18 protein-coding genes are annotated in these 18179 nt (G+C 64.5%); 15 read left to right on the top strand and 3 right to left on the bottom strand.

Annotation, left to right across the window (positions count from 1 at the left end; genetic code table 11):
- Window positions 1-35 precede the first annotated feature (35 nt).
- The gene (gene hslO, locus U5782_RS07925; RefSeq protein ID WP_322043272.1) at window positions 36-998 is read right to left on the bottom strand and encodes an Hsp33 family molecular chaperone HslO; all 963 of its coding nucleotides are present in this window, start codon (window positions 996-998) and stop codon (window positions 36-38) included.
- 66 nt (window positions 999-1064) lie between these two features.
- The gene (locus U5782_RS07930; protein WP_322043273.1) at window positions 1065-1589 is read right to left on the bottom strand and encodes a gamma carbonic anhydrase family protein; all 525 of its coding nucleotides are present in this window, start codon (window positions 1587-1589) and stop codon (window positions 1065-1067) included.
- A gap of 223 nt (window positions 1590-1812) precedes the next feature.
- Here U5782_RS07930 and U5782_RS07935 point away from each other — a divergent pair, with 223 nt between their 5' ends.
- From U5782_RS07935 to U5782_RS07980, 10 genes are all read left to right on the top strand, one after another.
- Window positions 1813-2709 carry a ferritin-like domain-containing protein gene (locus U5782_RS07935; protein WP_322043274.1) on the top strand — a complete coding sequence of 299 codons (897 nt, stop codon included), beginning with the start codon at window positions 1813-1815 and terminating at the stop codon, window positions 2707-2709.
- A gap of 70 nt (window positions 2710-2779) precedes the next feature.
- The gene (locus U5782_RS07940) at window positions 2780-3667 is read left to right on the top strand and encodes an alpha/beta hydrolase (protein WP_322043275.1); all 888 of its coding nucleotides are present in this window, start codon (window positions 2780-2782) and stop codon (window positions 3665-3667) included.
- 84 nt (window positions 3668-3751) lie between these two features.
- Window positions 3752-4582: a 3',5'-nucleoside bisphosphate phosphatase gene (locus tag U5782_RS07945; protein WP_322043564.1), complete on the top strand. Its 831-nt coding sequence runs from the start codon at window positions 3752-3754 to the stop codon at window positions 4580-4582.
- A gap of 202 nt (window positions 4583-4784) precedes the next feature.
- Window positions 4785-5420, top strand: a complete 636-nt coding sequence (locus U5782_RS07950) for an L-threonylcarbamoyladenylate synthase (protein WP_322043276.1) — start codon at window positions 4785-4787, stop codon at window positions 5418-5420.
- Window positions 5421-5501: 81 nt separating this feature from the next.
- The gene (locus U5782_RS07955; protein WP_322043277.1) at window positions 5502-6167 is read left to right on the top strand and encodes a site-2 protease family protein; all 666 of its coding nucleotides are present in this window, start codon (window positions 5502-5504) and stop codon (window positions 6165-6167) included.
- 4 nt (window positions 6168-6171) lie between these two features.
- On the top strand, window positions 6172-7374 hold the full coding sequence (locus tag U5782_RS07960) for a tryptophan--tRNA ligase (RefSeq protein ID WP_322043278.1): 1203 nt from the start codon (window positions 6172-6174) through the stop codon (window positions 7372-7374).
- An 18-nt stretch (window positions 7375-7392) separates the two neighbouring features.
- Window positions 7393-8073, top strand: a complete 681-nt coding sequence (locus U5782_RS07965; protein WP_322043279.1) for a class I SAM-dependent methyltransferase — start codon at window positions 7393-7395, stop codon at window positions 8071-8073.
- Window positions 8074-8117: 44 nt separating this feature from the next.
- Entirely contained in the window at window positions 8118-9023 is a 906-nt protein-coding gene (gene dapA, locus U5782_RS07970; RefSeq protein WP_322043280.1) for a 4-hydroxy-tetrahydrodipicolinate synthase, read from the top strand.
- Between the two features lie 98 nt (window positions 9024-9121).
- Window positions 9122-10264, top strand: coding sequence for an outer membrane protein assembly factor BamC (gene bamC / locus U5782_RS07975; RefSeq protein ID WP_322043281.1), 1143 nt, complete (start codon window positions 9122-9124; stop codon window positions 10262-10264).
- A 7-nt stretch (window positions 10265-10271) separates the two neighbouring features.
- The gene (locus U5782_RS07980) at window positions 10272-11048 is read left to right on the top strand and encodes an MBL fold metallo-hydrolase (protein WP_322043282.1); all 777 of its coding nucleotides are present in this window, start codon (window positions 10272-10274) and stop codon (window positions 11046-11048) included.
- A gap of 116 nt (window positions 11049-11164) precedes the next feature.
- Here U5782_RS07980 and U5782_RS07985 read toward each other — a convergent pair whose 3' ends face one another.
- Entirely contained in the window at window positions 11165-11863 is a 699-nt protein-coding gene (locus U5782_RS07985; RefSeq protein WP_322043283.1) for a Bax inhibitor-1/YccA family protein, read from the bottom strand.
- 294 nt (window positions 11864-12157) lie between these two features.
- Between U5782_RS07985 and ndk the strand changes: the two genes are divergently transcribed.
- From ndk to hisS, 5 genes are all read left to right on the top strand, one after another.
- Window positions 12158-12583 carry a nucleoside-diphosphate kinase gene (ndk, locus tag U5782_RS07990; RefSeq protein WP_158949587.1) on the top strand — a complete coding sequence of 142 codons (426 nt, stop codon included), beginning with the start codon at window positions 12158-12160 and terminating at the stop codon, window positions 12581-12583.
- Window positions 12584-12705: 122 nt separating this feature from the next.
- The gene (rlmN, locus tag U5782_RS07995; RefSeq protein ID WP_322043284.1) at window positions 12706-13869 is read left to right on the top strand and encodes a 23S rRNA (adenine(2503)-C(2))-methyltransferase RlmN; all 1164 of its coding nucleotides are present in this window, start codon (window positions 12706-12708) and stop codon (window positions 13867-13869) included.
- A 224-nt stretch (window positions 13870-14093) separates the two neighbouring features.
- Window positions 14094-15257 (top strand): helix-turn-helix domain-containing protein, encoded by a 1164-nt coding sequence (locus U5782_RS08000; protein ID WP_322043285.1) that lies wholly within the window; start codon window positions 14094-14096, stop codon window positions 15255-15257.
- A gap of 112 nt (window positions 15258-15369) precedes the next feature.
- Window positions 15370-16689, top strand: coding sequence for a flavodoxin-dependent (E)-4-hydroxy-3-methylbut-2-enyl-diphosphate synthase (gene ispG, locus U5782_RS08005; protein WP_322043286.1), 1320 nt, complete (start codon window positions 15370-15372; stop codon window positions 16687-16689).
- Window positions 16690-16765: 76 nt separating this feature from the next.
- The gene (gene hisS / locus U5782_RS08010) at window positions 16766-18103 is read left to right on the top strand and encodes a histidine--tRNA ligase (RefSeq protein ID WP_322043287.1); all 1338 of its coding nucleotides are present in this window, start codon (window positions 16766-16768) and stop codon (window positions 18101-18103) included.
- Window positions 18104-18179: the final 76 nt, after the last annotated feature.

Here is an 18179-nt window from a genome sequence, read left to right on the forward strand (position 1 = left end):
TGCCGGGGGGGCGCGCCTGAAACCGGGGAACGGAATCAATGGCGCTGGTCCGCGGCGGGGGACACACCTTCTGAGAGCCCCGGCGCCGCGAAAAGTTGCGCCACATCGACGGGATCGAACTCGTAGCGTTGATTGCAGTAGTCGCAATGCACTTCGACATGGCCGCGCTCTTCGATCACGCTATCGATTTCCTCGCGGCCCAGCATCTTGAGCATGGCGCCCACTTTCTCGCGCGTGCAACTGCACGAGAAGCGCGTGTCGGTCGGTTCGAAGTGCGTCACGTTCTCCTGCCAGAAGAGCCGGCGGAACAGCGTTTCCGGCTCCTGCTCGAGCAGTTCTTCGCGCGTAAGCGTGCCGCCGAGCGTGCAGACGCGTTCCCACGTGTCCGTATCGAGTTCGTGCGGGTGCGGCACGATGCCGCCGTCGCCCGGCAGCTTCTGCAGCAACATGCCGACCGCACGGTCTTCATTGGCCCCGAGCCACAGGCGTGTGTCGAGCTGTTCCGAATGGTGCATATAGTGCTCGAGCACGTCGGCGATCGACGAGAGCGGGCCGTCCACGCCGTTCAGCGGCACGATGCCCTGGTACGGCTGCTGGCCGGGCTGCTTGTTGGCCGGATCGAGCGTGATCACGCAACGGCCCTGGCCGCCCACGTTGATGAGCTTGTCGAGCGTGAGGTCGGCCGGAAGCAGGGCCGCTTCTTCGGCGTCGATGCCGTCCGCCAGACGTGCGGTCGCGCGCATCGAGAGGTCCGAGCTGCACTGCACGACCAGCATCCGTACCGGGCCTTCGCCGAGAATCTGCATGATCAGCGTGCCGTCGAATTTCAGGTTGGCCGAGAGCAGGGCGCAGGCCGCCATCATCTCGCCGAGCACCGTGCGCACGGGCGCCGGATATTGGCGGCGCGTGAGCACCTCTTGCCACGTATTGCGCAGCGAGACGATCTCGCCACGCACCGGCGCGGCGCTGAACATGAATTTTTGCAACTGGTCGTTCACAATCTTTTCCTTCGTTTCGTTCCTGGCGGCGCGGCCCGCGAAGCACAGCGGCAAGGCAACAAGGCCTTAGCCGATGCGCACGAGCTGCGCCTTGAAATACTCCCGGCGCTCGGCGTAGACGTCCGCATTGCGCTTGAGGCCGGCGATGTCCGCTTCGGTCAGCTCGCGCACCACCTTGGCGGGCGCACCGAGAATCAGCGAGTTGTCGGGGAACACCTTGCCTTCGGTGACCACCGCGCCCGCACCAACCAGACAGTTGCGGCCAATGACCGCGCCATTCAAGACCACCGCCTGAATACCGATGAGCGCGCCTTCCTTGACCGTGCAGCCGTGCAGCATGGCCTGATGGCCGATCGTCACGTTCGCTTCGAGCGTGAGCGGGTAACCCGGGTCGGTATGCAACACCGCGCCTTCCTGGACATTGCTGCGCGGGCCGACCGAAATCAGCTCGTTATCGCCGCGCAGCGTCGCGCCGAACCAGACGCTCGATTCCTCGGCGAGTTCCACCTTGCCGATGATGGTGGCGTTGTCCGCGACAAACACGCTTTCGTGGATGGTGGGCGCTGCTTCGCCAAGCTTGTAAATGGTCACGGTGTTGCGTCTCCTGTTTTCTTGCGGGGCTGCGGCGTGCGCGCTGGGTCCGGACGCTGTTTCCAGGCGCGGGGTCCGGGCAAGGCGCAGGCGGCGCAGAGCGGGTGAATCGCGTATTGTAAACGGTTGCGCCCAATGCTTCCGGACGCGCCTCTTTTCTGCCCGGTTCAGCTTCCTGCCGAGATTTGTCCGTTTCTGTGTTCGCTTATTTGTCCGTTCCGCGATGAGTTCCGAGTTTTCCACCGTCGTCCCGTCTGTTCGAACCCGTTTAGCTGGCGCCGGCTGGCGCGCCGCCGCGCTCGATGCGCTGCGTGAGTGCGACCCGCTTGCCAAAACCGCGGCCGTCAGCGCGCTCCAGACGCTGACGCTCGAAGCCGCCTCGCGCGGTGAGGCGCACTGGGACGCCGCTCGCGTGTTGCCCGCGCCGGCCGACCTGCCAGGCCGTCCCGCACGGCCCGAGCTGGTCGAGCCGCGCAGCCTCCAGCGTCGCAGCATGAGCACGCCGCAAGGCCGCGTGGTGCTGCTGCACGCGCTCGCGCATATCGAGTTCAACGCGATCAATCTTGCACTCGACGCGGTCTGGCGCTTCCCGGACATGCCGGACGCCTTCTACGCCGACTGGCTCAAGGTGGCGGCGGAAGAGGCCTATCATTTTTCGCTGGTGAGCCAGCGCCTCGCCGATTACGGCCACGCCTACGGCGACTTCCCGGCGCACAACGGCCTCTGGGAAATGTGCGAGCGGACCTGCGACGATGTGCTCGCACGCATGGCGCTGGTGCCGCGTGTGCTGGAAGCGCGTGGTCTGGACGCATCGCCGCCGATCCGCGCGCGCCTGAAGCAGGCCAACGATCACGAATCGGCGGCCATCCTCGACATCATCCTGCGCGATGAGGTGGGCCACGTGCGCATCGGTAATCACTGGTTCCGTCATTTGTGCGACGTACGCGGGCTCGACCCGCACGCGGCGTGGCGCGCGCTCGCTGCTCAATACCACGCGCCGAAGATGCGCGGCCCCTTCAACGTCGAGGCGCGCCGCTCAGCAGGCTTCGACGAGGCCGAGCTGGACGCGCTGATCGCACAGGACACCGCTGCGGCCAGCGAACACGCCGCCGAAAAATAGGGTTGTGACCACGCATCTGTCAGAACCAGTCGATATAATCGAACGACCATTCGTTTTTAGTGCGAGCGCAATGAATCTTTCCCGATCCGAATTTGTCGCCGTCAACGGCATCCGCCTGCACGTGCGCCGCTGGGGCGCCGAAGACGCGCCCGTGCTTTTCATGTTGCACGGCTGGATGGACGTGGCCGCGTCGTTCCAGTTCGTCGTCGATGCGCTGGGCGGCGACTGGCAGGTGATCGCGCCGGACATGCGCGGATTCGGCCTGTCGGACTGGCCGGCTGCGCGGCAGGGCGGCGGCAGCTACTGGTTCCACGATTACGTTGCGGATCTCGATGCGCTGCTCGACCACTATGCGCCCGAAGGTGAGGTGAACCTCGTTGGCCATAGCCTGGGCGCCAATGTCGTGTGCTTCTACGCGGGTGTGCGGCCCGAGCGCGTGCGGCGCGTGGTCGATCTCGAAGGTTTCGGCATGCCGGCGACGGTGCCTGCGCAGGCACCCGGGCGCGTGCGCGACTGGCTCGACGAGATGCGCGCGCGGCCTCAGTTGCGCCCGTACGGCACGCTTGCCGACGTGGCTGCGCGCCTCGTGAAAACCAATCCGCGCCTGCAGCCGGCGCGCGCGCGTTTTCTCGCGCAACACTGGTCGAAGCCGGTGGGCGAGGGCGGCTACATGTTGCTCGGCGACCCTGCGCACAAAATGGTCAACCCGGTGCTCTATCGGCTCGAAGAAATGATGGCCGTCTGGGCCTGCGTGCGGGCGAAAGTGCTGCACGTCGAGGCCACGCATTCCGAGACGCTGGCGCGCATCGCGGGCAAGGTGCCCATCGACGTCTTCAAGAAGCGCTTCGAGGCCTTTCCCGACTGGCGCGAGCGCTTTATCGACGATGCCGGGCACATGGTTCACCACGATCAGCCGGAAGCGGTGGCGCGGCTCATCGAGGCTTTCTGCGCCGGCTAGGGCTGCTCGCAGGGGCGGCGGGGCGCGCGGGCACGGCTTCGCCGCATTGCAGTAAAATGAATGATCACCTCCAATACGCCCGCAATGAACGCCGATCTCCACTGTCACTCTACTGTCTCCGATGGCCAGATGGCCCCGGCTGCCGTCGCGCAGCTGGCCAAGGCGGGCGGCGTGACGCTGTGGGCGCTCACCGATCACGACGAACTCGGTGGCCAGCGCGAAGCGCGCGAGGCCGCGCAGGCGCTTGGCATGCGGTATCTGAGCGGCGTCGAGATCTCCGTGACCTGGGCTTCGCGCACGGTGCATATCGTCGGCCTGCACGTCGATCCCGAGTGCGCGGCGCTGGTCGACGGACTTGCCCGCACGCGCGATGGCCGTGCGGCGCGCGCCGAAGCCATCGGCGAACGGCTCGATACGCTCGGCATTCCGAACGCCTATGAAGGCGCGTTGCAGTACGTCTCGAACCCCGATCTGATCTCGCGTACGCACTTCGCGCGCTACCTGGTGGAATCGGGCCGCGCGCAGAACACGCAGGACGCGTTCACGCGCTGGCTCGGCGATGGCAAGCCCGGCTATGTGGCGCACCGCTGGGCGAAGCTTGCGGACGCCGTCGGCTGGATCAAGGCCGCGGGCGGCGAGGCCGTGATCGCGCATCCGGGACGCTACAACTACACGCAGCTCGAATTCGATGCCCTCTTCGGCGAATTCATCGATCTGGGCGGCAAGGCCATCGAGGTCGTCACCGGCAGCCACACGCCGGACCAGTACGGCGAATATGCTGCTGTGGCGCGCCGCTTCGGCTTCGAGGCGTCGCGCGGCTCGGACTTTCACGCCAAGGGCCCGGATTCGATCGAGCCAGGTAAGCTGCCGCCGCTGCCGTCCAATCTGAAGCCTGTCTGGGAGCGATGGCTATAGGCCCAGAGTTGCGGAGTTTGCCGAACCCGCCACGCGCCCGTAACCTCCATCCCTGCGCCACCGCCTCACCAGATCGGCTGTTAGCCGTTCGCGCACCGTCTCCCCGCGGTGCGACGCTTCTGCTGCGCCGTCCATTTCGCTTTTCGGCTCGCTTTGTGTTTCACTTCGCGTTCCGCACCGCCTTCGTTAGCTGATTCCTGCCATGTCACAGTTCTTTCGGCTTCACCCTGAAAATCCGCAGCCGCGCCTCGTCAAGCAGGCGGTGCAGATCATCCGCGACGGCGGCGTGATCGCGCTGCCGACCGATTCGAGCTACGCGCTGGCCGCCCGCATCGACGACAAGCAAGCCGCCGAGCGTCTGCGCCGCATCCGCCACCTCGACGAAAAGGCGCTGCTTTCGCTGATGGTGCGCGATCTGTCCGAACTCGCGAATTTCGCGATGGTGGACAACCGCCAGTATCGGCTGATCAAATCGGTGACGCCGGGGCCGTACGTGTTCGTGCTCGAAGCCACCAAGGAAGTGCCGCGCCGGCTTTCGCATCCGTCGCGAAAAACCATTGGTCTGCGCGTGCCGGGGCATCCGATTCCGCTCGCGATTCTCGAAGAGCTGGGCGAGCCGCTGCTTGCCTCGACGCTGATCCTGCCGCCCGATACCGAACCGCTCAACGATCCGGACGAAATTCGCGAACGCCTCGAAAAGCAGCTCGATCTTGTGATCGACGGCGGCGCCTGCCCGTGGGAGCCGTCGACGATCATCGACCTGAGCGGGGCGGAGCCCGTGCTGGTGCGCGCGGGGCGGGGTTCGCTCGCGCCGTTCGGGCTGGAAGAGGAAGCCTGATCCGCATGGTAGTTTCACTTCTTGCCCGCGCGCAGCGATGCGTCGCGGCGCACCCCTAGCGCATTGTTACAATACGCCGCCATGGAAGCCTCGATCATTCAGACGCTCGCCGTCTACGCCTTGCCCGTCATCTTCGCGATCACGCTGCACGAAGCCGCACACGGTTACGTCGCGCGCATGCTCGGCGACAACACCGCCTATGTGCTCGGACGCGTCTCGCTCAATCCGATGCGACACATCGATCCGGTCGGCACGATCGCGATGCCGCTCATCCTGTATTTCCTCACGAGCGGCGCCTTCGTGTTCGGTTACGCCAAACCGGTGCCGATCTCGTTCGGCAATCTGCGCAATCCGCGCTGGGGCACGCTCTGGGTCGCGGCCGCGGGTCCGGCCTGCAACTTCGTGCAGGCGCTCGTGTGGGGCGTGTTCGGCGTGGCGCTGGCGGTGCTCGGCGTCGACGAGCCGTTCTTCACCCGCATGGCCGCAGCCGGCGTGGGCGTGAATCTGGTGCTCGGCGTGCTCAACCTCTTTCCGCTGCCGCCGATGGATGGCGGGCGGGTGCTCGCGGCGCTGCTGCCCACGCGCGCGAGCATTGCGCTCTCGCGCCTCGAGCCCTATGGTTTCATCATCGTGATGGCGCTGCTGGTCTCCGGCGTCTTCACGCGATTCTGGCTGCGCCCGCTCGTTTCGATCGGCTACGACGTGGTGACCGCAGTCCTTACTCCCCTTGTTTCGCTATTCTCATAAGATCATGTTCCCAGACCGTATTTTCTCCGGCATGCGGCCCACCGGGTCGCTGCATCTCGGCCACTATCACGGCGTGCTGAAAAACTGGGTCCGGCTTCAGTCCGAGTACCCGTGTTTCTTCTGCGTGGTCGACTGGCATGCGCTCACGACGCACTACGAGACGCCGGATGTGATCGAGAAAAACGTCTGGGACGTGCTGATCGACTGGCTCGCATCGGGCATCGACCCGAACCAGGCCACGCTGTTCATCCAGAGCCGCGTGCCCGAACACGCAGAACTGGCGCTGCTGCTCGGCATGAGCACGCCGCTGTCCTGGCTCGAACGCGTTCCCACCTACAAGGAACAGATCGAGAAGCTGCGCGACAAGGATCTCGGCACTTATGGCTTCCTCGGTTACCCCGTGCTGATGGCCGCCGACATCCTGCTGTATCGCGCCTCGCTCGTGCCGGTTGGCGAAGACCAGGTGCCGCACGTGGAAATGGCGCGCGAAATGGCGCGCCGCTTCAACTACATGTACGGCCGCGAGCCGGGCTTCGAAGAGAAGGCCAACGACGCCGCGAAGAAGCTGGGCGGCAAGCGCTCGAAGCTCTATCACGAGCTGCGCAATGCCTATCAGCAGGAGGGCAACGATGAAGCGCTCGAACAGGCGCGCGCGATGCTGTCCGAATCGCAAAGCCTCTCCATGAGCGATCGCGAACGCCTGTTCGGCTATCTCGAAGGCTCGCGCAAGATCATCCTGCCGGAGCCGCAGGTGCTGCTGACCGAGGCGTCGCGCATGCCGGGTCTCGACGGCCAGAAGATGTCGAAGTCGTACGGCAACACGATCGCCCTGCGTGAAGACGCGCAATCGATCGAGAAAAAGGTCCGCACGATGCCGACCGACCCCGCGCGCGTGCGCCGCACCGATCCGGGTGATCCGGACAAGTGCCCGGTCTGGCAACTGCACCAGGTCTATACCGACGAGACGACGCACGAGTGGGTGCAGAAGGGCTGCCGTACGGCGGGCATCGGCTGTCTGGAGTGCAAGCAGCCGGTGATCGAGGGCATCCTGCGCGAGCAGCAGCCGATGCTCGAGCGCGCACAGAAGTACATGGACGATCCGTCGCTGCTGCGCGCGATCGTGGCGGACGGCTGCGACAAGGCCCGCAAGTTCGCCACCGAGACCATGCGCGACGTGCGCGAGGCGATGGGCCTCTCGTACAACTAAGCCCGTTAAGGCATGACGATGCGCGCGACTCCTGCCCAGCAGCCTCAACACGCCTTGCACGGGCAGGGCGAGCCGTCCTCGTGGGTGCGCCAGTGGGCGCACCTGATCGCGCCGGGCGGCACAGTGCTGGATCTCGCCTCGGGCGCGGGGCGCCATGCGCGCTGGCTCGCGCAGCGCGGCCATCCGGTCGCGGCGCTCGATCGCGACGCGGATGCGCTCGCCACGATGCGCGACGTGCCCGGTATCGGCGTTTTAGAGTGCGACCTCGAAGGCGCGCCCTGGCCGTTGCCCGACGATGCGCGCTTCGCCGCTATTGTTGTCACGAATTATCTGCATCGTCCGCTCATGCCGCGTCTGCTCGACGCGCTGGCGCCGGGCGGCGTACTTGTTTACGAAACCTTCGCGCAGGGCAACGAGACTGTGGGCAAGCCGTCGAATCCGGCTTTCCTGCTGGCGCCCGGCGAATTGCTGGCGGTCTGCGCGCCCACATTGCGCGTGATCGCGTATCAAGACGGATTTATCCTGCATCCGCGCGAGGCCTTCGTGCAACGCATCTGCGCGGTTCGGGAGGAGCATCAGGCGGCGGAAAGGCTTGTCCAGCAGGACGCGACTGCGACCACCGCGGTTTCGGCAGAAATACCCGGTCATATACAGACGACTCAGGTACTACCCCTATCGCGTTACGTTCTGGCTGGCTAATCCGCTACAATCGCGGTTTAACGTACTCATTTCTTTGACGTTTCATGGCTAACGGCACTCAGGACGGCATCACGTTGCGCGGCAGCATTCCCGCGATCGTCACCCCTATGCACGAAGACGGCAGTCTCGATCTGCCGGCCTTCCGCAAACTCATCGACTGGCACGCCCAAGAAGGGACGGATGGCCTCGTCGTGGTTGGCACGAGCGGCGAGTCCGCCACGCTGGACGTCGAAGAGCACATCCTGATGGTCAAGACGGCCGTCGAGCACGCCGCGGGCCGCATGACGATCATCGCGGGCGCGGGCGGCAACTCGACCGCCGAAGCCATCGAACTGACGAAGCACGCGAAGGAAGTGGGCGCCCAGGCGTCGCTCCAGGTCGTGCCCTATTACAACAAGCCGACTCAGGAAGGCATGTACCGCCACTTCGCGAAGATCGCTGAAGCGGTGGACCTGCCGGTGGTCCTGTACAACGTGCCGGGCCGCACGGTCGCCGACATGGCGAACGAAACCATCCTGCGTCTGGCCGAAGTGCCGGGCATCGTGGGCGTGAAGGAAGCGACGGGCAATATCGACCGTGCCGCTCACCTCATCAAGCACGCACCGGAAGGCTTCAAGATCTTCAGCGGCGACGATCCCACTGCGATCGCGCTGATGCTGCTGGGCGGCCACGGCAATATTTCCGTGACCGCGAACGTCGCGCCGCGTCAGATGAGCGACCTGTGCAAGGCCGCGATCGCCGGCGACGTGAAGACGGCGCGCGAGATTCACCTGAATCTCCTGTCGCTGCACAAGAACCTGTTCATCGAATCGAACCCGATTCCGGTGAAGTGGGCGCTGCAGGAACTCGGCCGCATCGAAGGCGGTATCCGTCTGCCGCTCACGCCGCTCGACGCTCGCTACCACGACGTGGTGCGCGCGGCCCTGCGCGAGGCCGGCCTGCTCGGCTAAGCCGACGCGCCGCATTTTCAATCGACGTCGCCATTGCCCAGTCGCTCATAGAGTTCTGGCAGGTCCTGGCTTAGCGTTCCCGTATTACGAAGGTCCACATGAAACGTTCTGCTCTTTCCCTCCACGCAACCCGCATGGCGGTGCTGGCGCTCGCACTCGGCTCGCTCGCAGGCTGCGAGTCGCTGAACGACATGTTCGCGTCGGATCGCGTCAACTACAAGGACACGCCGAACGCGCCGCCGCTGGCCGTGCCGAAGGATCTGTCGTCCGCGCCGGGCGACCAGAAGTACGTCGCGCCGGCAACGACGCTCACGTTGGGCGGCAGCGCCCAGCGCACCGTCACCACCGCGGGCAATGCCACGCTGGGCGTGCCGAGCTCGAAGGATCCGCTTGGTATGCACGTCGAGCGTGACGGCGATCGCCGCTGGCTCGTGATCGACGGCCGCTCGCCCGACGATGTCTGGCCGCAACTGCAGGAATTCTGGTCCGAAAGCGGCTTCACGCTGACGACGGACTCGGCTGCCACCGGCATCATGACTACGGATTGGGCCGAAAACCGCGCCAACATTCCGGACGACTGGTTCCGTCGCACGATTGGCCGCGTGATCGACTTCGCGTATTCCTCGGGCACGCGCGATCGCTTCCGTACGCTCGTGTCGCGCGGTCCTGACGGCCAAACCGATATTTCGGTCACGCATAGCGCGATGGAGGAAGTGCTGACGGGGCAGGACAAGACCGGTTCGAAGTGGGTCGAGCGTCCGCGCGATCCGGCCCTCGAAGCCGCGTTCCTTGCCAAGATCATGCAGAAGTTCGGTCTGACCGATGCACAGTCGAAGCAGTTGCTGACCGACGCGCGTCCGTCGTCGTCGGCGGCCAAGGTGGCCACGGGCTCGGATGGCACGACGCTCAATCTGTCGGAATCGTTTGACAGCGCTTGGCTGCGCGTGGGCCTTGCCCTCGACCGCACCAACTTCACGGTGGACAACCGCGACCGCGAGAAGGGCATCTACTACGTGCGCTACGCGGACTCGATGCAGGAACTCAAGGGCGACGGCCTGTTCGGCAAGCTGTTCTACAACCCGAAGAAGGACGCGAAGAACCAGGGGCCGGAATTCCTCGTCGCGGTTCGTGCGAACGGCGATGCGCAAACCCAGGTGGCAGTCGTCGACCAGCGCGGTCAGGTGGACACGTCGTCGGACGCGCAGCGCATCGTGACCGCGCTCCACGCCCAGCTGAACTGATCCGGCCGTGCGGTTTGCGAGCCTCGGCAGCGGCAGCGAAGGCAACGCACTGGTCGTAGAAGCAGGCGGCGGCACGACGCCCACGCGCGTGCTGCTCGACTGCGGATTCTCGGGCAAGGAAGTGGAGCGGCGGCTCGCGCGAGCGGGCCTCGCCGCCGATACCCTCAGCGCGATCCTCATCACTCACGAACACAGCGACCATATCGGCAGCGCGCTTACACTGGCGCGCCGCTGGTCGATTCCACTCTATATGAGCTGGGGCACGGCGCAGGCGGTCGGCGCCGACGATGCCGCGGGCGTCGAACTCAACGTCCTCTGGGGCGATGAGACGGTCGAAATCGGCGAACTCGGCGTGCTGCCTTATACGGTGCCGCACGACGCGCGAGAGCCGCTGCAGTTTGTGTTCAACGATGGCGCGAGCCGGCTCGGCGTGTTGACCGACGTTGGCGAATCGACGCCGCACATCAATGCGGTGCTCAGTGGCTGTGACGCACTCGTGCTCGAATGCAATCACGATCTCGACATGCTCTCGTCGAGCCGTTACCCGGCGTCGCTCAAGGCGCGCATCAGCGGCTCGCACGGGCATTTGAACAACGACGCGGCGGGTGAGATTCTCGCGGCGCTCGATCGCTCGAAGCTGCGCCATCTGATCGCAGCGCACCTCAGCCAGCAGAACAACACGCCGGAACTCGCGCGGGCGGCGATGGCGGCGGTACTGGGCGATGCGATCACGGAAATCGGGGTCGCGACGCAGACAGAGGGATTCGACTGGATTGCGCTCTAGCGTTTCGCCAGTTGTCTGTGCGTCGGAACGAGAGACGAAAAAAAGCCCATGATGTGAATCATGGGCTTTTTCTTTGTAGCGGGTCGAAAGCGATTCGACCCCATCAGCATGCTGTCTTAGTTGCGATTGCCGCCGAAAATGCCGAGGATCGCCAGCAGGTTCGTGAACACGTTGTAGAGATCCAGATAGATCGCCAGCGTGGCCGAGATGTAGTTCGTCTCGCCACCGTTCACCACGCGCTGCACGTCGAACAGCATATAGGCCGAGAAGATCACAATCGCCAGCACGGAGACCGTGAGCATGAGCGCGGGCAGTTGCAGGAAAATGTTCGCAACGCCTGCGAGCAGAATCACGATTACGCCCATGAACAGCCACTTGCCGAGACCCGAGAAGTCACGCTTGCTGACCGTGGCGATGGTGGCCATTGCGGCGAAAATCACGCCGGTACCGCCGAAAGCGAGCATGATGAGCGACGGGCCGTTCGAGAAGCCGAGGATGAACGACAGCAGGCGCGAGAGCATCAGCCCCATGAAGAACGTGAAGCCGAGCAGCACGAACACGCCGACGGAACTGTTCTTGGTGCGCTCGATGGCGAACATGAAGCCGAACGCGATCGCGAAGAACGCGAGCAGGCTCATGGCCGGGCTGGTGGCGGCGAAAAGCGAGAAGCCCGTGGTGACACCTACCCACGCGCCGAGCACCGTTGGCACCATCGACAGCGCGAGCAGCCAGTAGGTGTTGCGCAGTACGCGGTTACGGGTCTCGGCGGAGGCGACGGTGCCGCCGCGGCCGAAGTTGTAGGGGTACTCGTTCATGCTTTCTCCTTGCGTGAGACGCGTGGTTCGCGGCGTGCGCCAGATGCGCGCGCCGCTCCTCATAAGATATGCGCGGCGCTCCGGAGTTTCAACGGTTTGCCACACGGTTTGGGCTATCGTGAGGGAGCGTATGCCGGGATTCTTAAGCCTCGCTGAAAGCCCCGGCGGCGCGGCTTTTGCGCCCGTTTCAACCGGTTATCCGGCCTAACAGGGTTCAATCGCAATCATACATGGGAACATGCTACAATTGCGGATTCATTTGAATCTGTAACCTCTTAATTTTCTGGAGTTTTTATGGCGATCGAACGCACCCTGTCGATTATCAAGCCGGACGCAGTGGCAAAGAATGTGATCGGTCAGATCTACAGCCGCTTCGAAAACGCTGGCCTGAAGATCGTTGCTTCGCGCATGGTCCAACTGTCGCGCGCTGACGCAGAGAAGTTCTATGCTGTTCACGCAGAGCGTCCGTTCTTCAAGGATCTGGTCGACTTCATGATCTCGGGCCCGGTGGTGATCCAGGCTCTGGAAGGCGAAAACGCCATCCTGAAGCACCGCGACCTGATGGGCGCAACGGACCCGAAGAAGGCGGAAAAGGGCACGATCCGCGCCGACTTCGCTGACAGCATCGACGCAAACGCAGTCCACGGTTCGGACGCAGCAGAAACGGCACGCGTTGAAATCGCGTTCTTCTTCCCGGAAGTCAACGTTTACTCGCGCTAAGCAGTAAGCGGTAGTTCCCAGTAGCATAAGGTCGCGAACGGCGATCACGTTCACCGTCCGGTGCCGGTTTCTCCCGAAACCGGCGGTGAGCGCGCTCTCGCACTGAAATGGCAGGATTCGACATGACGAGCAGTTCCACCGTCAACCTTCTCGATTTCGACGCCCAAGGGCTTGTCGCATATTGCGAGAGTCTGGGCGAGAAGCCGTTTCGCGCCAAACAGCTTCAGCGCTGGATCCATCAATACAATGCCGCCGACTTCGACGGCATGACGGATCTGGCCAAATCGCTGCGCGAGAAGCTGAAAGGGCGCGCCATCATCGGCATGCCCGACATCATTTCCGACAACGTTTCCTCCGACGGCACGCGCAAATGGCTCGTGGACGTCGGCAACGGCAACGCGGTCGAAACCGTGTTCATCCCCGAAGAAACGCGCGGCACGCTGTGCGTGTCCTCGCAGGCGGGATGCGCGGTCAATTGCCGGTTCTGTTCGACCGGCAAGCAGGGTTTCTCACGCAATCTCACCACCGCCGAAATCATCGGCCAGCTGCGCATGTCGGAATTCGCCTTGCGCGCCTCGCTTCTTGGAGAGGCGGGCGGTCGCTCGACCGGCGGTGAGGGCAAGGGTGAGCGCGTCATCACGAACGTCGTGATGATGGGCATGGGCGAGCCGTTGCTCAACTACGACGCGGTCGTGCCTGCGATGCGCCTGATGCTCGACGACAACGCCTACGGCCTGTCGCGCCGGCGCGTTACGCTGTCGACCTCGGGTGTGGTGCCGATGATGGACCGCCTCGGCGCCGATCTGCCGGTGGCGCTCGCCGTTTCGCTGCACGCGCCCAACGACGCGCTGCGCGACGAACTGGTGCCGCTCAATCGCAAGTACCCGTTGCGCGAACTGATGGCGGCTTGCCAGCGCTATCTGAAAGTGGCGCCGAGAGATTTCATTACGTTTGAGTACTGCATGCTCGACGGCGTCAACGACACGGAAGAGCACGCACGTCAGCTGCTCGCCGTGACGCGCGACGTGCCCTGCAAGTTCAACCTGATCCCGTTCAATCCGTTCCCCGAATCGGGTCTGTTGCGCTCGAAGAACGAGCAGATCAAGCGCTTCGCGCAGATCCTGATGGATGCGGGCGTCGTCACGACCGTGCGCAAGACGCGCGGCGACGACATCGACGCGGCCTGCGGTCAGCTCGCTGGCGAGGTGAAGGACCGCACGCGTCTGGCCGAGCGCACCCAGCGCGCGGGCCAGAAGGTCATCGAAGTGCGTCCGGTCCAGCATTGAGCGCACGGAAGCCCGCAAGAGGACGGCGGGCACAGAAGGCCAGGCCGGTGCGGCTGCGCGGGGGTGACGCAGCGCTGCCGGTAGATTGACAAGAAACGTTGCAGAAGCGATCGGATGCGGCACAGATGCCGCGCATTTTGTTATAAAACGGTCTGCGAATCGGGACGGGGCGCGGTGCGCCCGCCGGTTCCGGGTTAGAAAAGAATCGACGCAAGGACTTTGGGATGAGCGAGCCGCAGCACCCTTTCGGGACAGACGGGACAGAGACCAACGCAGGCCGTTCGGCCCCCGAGGGCGTGCCGTCGCCGTTGCAGGCCGTGCCTGAGACACTCGGCGCGGTGGGCGCGCGTCTCGCGCAGCTGCGCGAGGCGAAAGGCTGGTCGGTCGAGGATGTCTCGGCGCGCCTGAAGGTGGCGGTGACGAAGCTGCGCGAACTGGAGGCAGGCGACATCAGCCATCTGCCCGACGCGACCTTCGCGGTCGGCGTGGTGCGCGCTTACGCGAAACTGCTCGGCGCCGATCCCGCGCCGTTCACCCAGGCGCTGCGCCGCGAGCGCGGTGCGTCGCAGCAGGATTTGTCGATGCCGGCGTCGGCGGGCGCGGATTTGCCGCGCGGCCGTGTGTCGCTGTCGCTCGGCGGCGGCGGCGGAGGCGTGCGTGCACCGCGTCGCCGTGCGTCGTGGCTTTGGGGTGTGGCGCTGGTGGTCGTCGCGGTGATTGTGATTGGCATGTGGCACACCAACAGCGGCGAATCGTCGGCATGGTTTGCCCGCATCAAGTCGATGGCGAACGGCGTTGGCAGCAGCACGGCAAGCCATGACTCCGGCGCGTCGTCGGCGACGGTGACGGAAGGCGAAACGGCAGGGGCATCGGCCGCGCAGGGCACGGACCAGACCGACGTGCAAGCTGGCGAGGTGACGAACGAGCAGGCCGGTGCCGATCAAGGCGCGGCGAGCGCGCCGCAGGCGGCTCAGGTCGCACCTGCAGCGCCGGCTAGCGCAGCACCGGCTGCGAATACGGCGGTAGCGCCGGTCGTGCCGAAGGCGGCGAGCGCCGTTCAGGCTCAGGCGCCGACTCCGACCCCGGCCGCAAGCGCGCCGGCGGCGGCAGCGCAGGGCGCCTCGGCACCCGCGGCTGGCGACACGTCGACGTTTGCGATCCGCGTGACGCAGGACACCTGGGTCAGCGTGCGTCAAAAGGATGGTAAGGAGGTCTTCTCCGGGCTGGTTCACGGCAGCGACGCGCGTGAAATCACCGGGGTGGGGCCGCTCAAGGTAACGGTGGGCAACAAGGCCGGCATTGAGTCGATGAGTATCGACGGTCAGCCGGTCGATGCGTCCAAATACGCGTCGGCGCGCGGCAATGTCGCGCGCTTCGTGCTGCCCTGATAGAGACATGGCATGCGTCGCGGCCGGCGAAGATCAGTTTGCCGGCCGCGACGCTTTTTCAATTCGCGCAGCGCAGCCGTTCGTTGTGAATCGCGGCGCGCGCGAGGTGTAAATGGATTTTTCGATGCAGAGCGAAACGCAATCCTCGACCAGCAATAGTCAGATCGTGTCCAATGAACCGGTCCTCGGCGGCCACGCGCCGCGCCGCAAGTCGCACGCCGTGCATGTGCGCTGGGGCGGCCAGCTGGTGACGATCGGTGGTGACGCGCCGGTGCGCGTGCAGTCGATGACCAATACCGATACTGCCGATGCGATCGGTACCGCGATCCAGATCAAGGAACTCGCACAGGCCGGTTCGGAACTCGTGCGTATCACGGTCAACACGCCGGAAGCGGCGGCTGCCGTGCCGCACGTGCGCGATCAGCTCGACCGTATGGGCGTGATGGTGCCGCTCGTCGGCGACTTCCATTACAACGGTCACCTGCTGCTGCGCGATCACCCTGCGTGCGCGGAAGCGCTCTCGAAGTACCGTATCAACCCCGGCAACGTGGGTCAGGGCGCCAAGCGCGATACGCAGTACGCGCAGATGATCGAAGCGGCCATCAAGTACGACAAGCCGGTTCGGATCGGCGTGAACTGGGGCAGCCTGGATCAGGATCTGCTCGCGCGCATGATGGACCAGAACGCAGCGCGTAGCGTGCCCTGGGAAGCGCAGAGCGTGATGTACGAAGCGCTGATCCAGTCGGCGATCGGCTCGGCGGAGCGCGCGGTCGAACTCGGCCTTGGCCGCGACAAGATCATCCTCTCGTGCAAGGTCAGCGGCGTGCAGGATCTGATCGCCGTCTATCAGGAACTGGCGAAGCGTTGCGATTTCGCGTTGCACCTGGGCCTGACCGAAGCGGGCATGGGCTCGAAGGGCATCGTCGCGTCGACGGCGGCGCTGTCGGTGCTGCTCCAGCAGGGCATTGGCGACACCATCCGCATCTCGCTCACGCCGGAACCGGGCGCGCCGCGCACCGGCGAAGTCGTGGTCGGCCAGGAAATCCTCCAGACCATGGGTCTGCGCGCGTTCACGCCGATGGTCATCGCCTGCCCGGGCTGCGGCCGTACGACCAGCACGCTGTTCCAGGAACTCGCTTCGCAGATCCAGGGCTATCTGCGGGATCAGATGCCGGTGTGGCGCAAGGAGTATCCGGGCGTCGAAACGATGAACGTGGCCGTGATGGGCTGTATCGTCAACGGTCCGGGCGAATCGAAGCACGCCAATATCGGCATCAGCCTGCCGGGCTCGGGCGAGAACCCGGCCGCACCGGTCTTCATCGACGGCGAGAAGGTCAAGACGCTGCGCGGCGAAAACATCGCGCAGGACTTCCAGCAGATCGTCAGCGACTACGTCGCGCGCAAGTACGGCAAGGAGCAAGTGACGGCGTAAGCGCCACCGCGCGCACCCGCGCGGACTTGCTACGGACAACCGAACATCGACACTCGCAACGACAATTCGCATCGCAATGACTGAACAGAAAAGAAAGCCCGAAAAGCTCGCCGGCGTGAAGGGCATGAACGATATCCTGCCGCAGGACGCAGGGCTGTGGGACTTCTTCGAATCGACCGTGAAGTCCATGCTCCGTTCGTACGGATACCAGAACATCCGCACGCCGATCGTCGAGCACACGCAGCTCTTTACGCGCGGCATCGGCGAAGTGACCGATATCGTCGAAAAAGAGATGTACAGCTTCACCGATGCGCTCAATGGCGAACATCTCACGATGCGTCCGGAAAACACGGCTGCGGTCGTGCGCGCGACGATCGAGCACAACATGCTTTACGACGGCCCGAAGCGTCTGTGGTACATCGGCCCGATGTTCCGTCATGAGCGTCCGCAGCGCGGCCGCTATCGCCAGTTCCACCAGGTCGGCGTGGAAGCGCTCGGTTTCGCCGGCCCGGACACGGACGCGGAAATCATCCTGATGTGCCAACGTCTGTGGGACGACCTCGGACTGACGGGCATCAAGCTCGAAATCAACTCGCTGGGTCTCGCCGAAGAGCGTGCGGCGCATCGCGTCGAACTCATCAAGTATCTCGAACAGTACGTCGAGTTGCTCGATGAAGACGGCAAGCGTCGTCTCTACACGAACCCGCTGCGCGTGCTCGACACGAAGAATCCGGCGCTCCAGGAGATCGCCAACAATGCGCCCAAGCTGATCGACTTCCTCGGCGAGGAATCGAAGGCGCACTTCGAAGGCCTGCAGCGCATCCTGAAGTCGAACAACATTCCCTTCAAGATCAACCCGCGTCTCGTGCGTGGTCTCGATTACTACAATCTGACCGTGTTCGAGTGGGTGACCGACAAGCTCGGCGCGCAGGGCACCGTCGCGGCCGGCGGCCGTTACGATCCGCTGATCGAGCAACTGGGTGGCAAGCCGACCGGCGCATGCGGCTGGGCAATGGGCATCGAGCGCATTCTCGAACTGCTCAAGGAAGAGAACCTCGTGCCGGAAGCCGAAGGTTGCGATGTCTACGTCGTGCACCAGGGGGAAGCTGCGCGTGAGCAGGCATTCATCGTCTCGGAGCGTTTGCGCGATACGGGTCTCGACGTCATCCTCCATTGCAGCGCAGACGGCCAGGCGGCCAGCTTCAAGTCGCAGATGAAGCGTGCGGACGCAAGCGGCGCGGCGTTCGCCGTGGTGCTCGGCGAGGACGAAGTGGCGAAGGGCGTGGCAGGCGTGAAGGCACTGCGCGGTAGTTCGGCGGAGGCCCGCAGCGAGCAACAAACGGTAGCCTTTGAGGACTTGACCGAATATCTGATCAATGCGATGGTTGCATCCGCCGAAGACGGCGACGACTGATAGTCGTCGCGCAGATCGCGCGCATCGCGTGTATTCGCACCTTATTCGCACTCTTTCGTGGCACGCCGCATCATTG

The organism is Paraburkholderia sp. J67, assembly GCF_905220265.1.
Classification (GTDB): domain Bacteria; phylum Pseudomonadota; class Gammaproteobacteria; order Burkholderiales; family Burkholderiaceae; genus Paraburkholderia.

Bases quoted from the DNA above. Each gene is read 5' to 3' on its own strand.
- rlmN (WP_322043284.1), top strand. From the start codon at position 12,706: ATGACGAGCAGTTCCACCGTCAACCTTCTCGATTTCGACGCCCAAGGG.
- dapA (WP_322043280.1), top strand. From the start codon at position 8,118: ATGGCTAACGGCACTCAGGACGGCATCACGTTGCGCGGCAGCATTCCC.
- U5782_RS07940 (WP_322043275.1), top strand. From the start codon at position 2,780: ATGAATCTTTCCCGATCCGAATTTGTCGCCGTCAACGGCATCCGCCTG.
- U5782_RS07935 (WP_322043274.1), top strand. From the start codon at position 1,813: ATGAGTTCCGAGTTTTCCACCGTCGTCCCGTCTGTTCGAACCCGTTTA.
- hisS (WP_322043287.1), top strand. From the start codon at position 16,766: ATGACTGAACAGAAAAGAAAGCCCGAAAAGCTCGCCGGCGTGAAGGGC.
- U5782_RS07985 (WP_322043283.1), bottom strand. From the start codon at position 11,863: ATGAACGAGTACCCCTACAACTTCGGCCGCGGCGGCACCGTCGCCTCC.
- U5782_RS07945 (WP_322043564.1), top strand. From the start codon at position 3,752: ATGAACGCCGATCTCCACTGTCACTCTACTGTCTCCGATGGCCAGATG.
- ndk (WP_158949587.1), top strand. From the start codon at position 12,158: ATGGCGATCGAACGCACCCTGTCGATTATCAAGCCGGACGCAGTGGCA.
- U5782_RS07960 (WP_322043278.1), top strand. From the start codon at position 6,172: ATGTTCCCAGACCGTATTTTCTCCGGCATGCGGCCCACCGGGTCGCTG.
- U5782_RS08000 (WP_322043285.1), top strand. From the start codon at position 14,094: ATGAGCGAGCCGCAGCACCCTTTCGGGACAGACGGGACAGAGACCAAC.
- U5782_RS07955 (WP_322043277.1), top strand. From the start codon at position 5,502: ATGGAAGCCTCGATCATTCAGACGCTCGCCGTCTACGCCTTGCCCGTC.
- ispG (WP_322043286.1), top strand. From the start codon at position 15,370: ATGGATTTTTCGATGCAGAGCGAAACGCAATCCTCGACCAGCAATAGT.
- bamC (WP_322043281.1), top strand. From the start codon at position 9,122: ATGAAACGTTCTGCTCTTTCCCTCCACGCAACCCGCATGGCGGTGCTG.
- U5782_RS07965 (WP_322043279.1), top strand. From the start codon at position 7,393: ATGCGCGCGACTCCTGCCCAGCAGCCTCAACACGCCTTGCACGGGCAG.
- U5782_RS07950 (WP_322043276.1), top strand. From the start codon at position 4,785: ATGTCACAGTTCTTTCGGCTTCACCCTGAAAATCCGCAGCCGCGCCTC.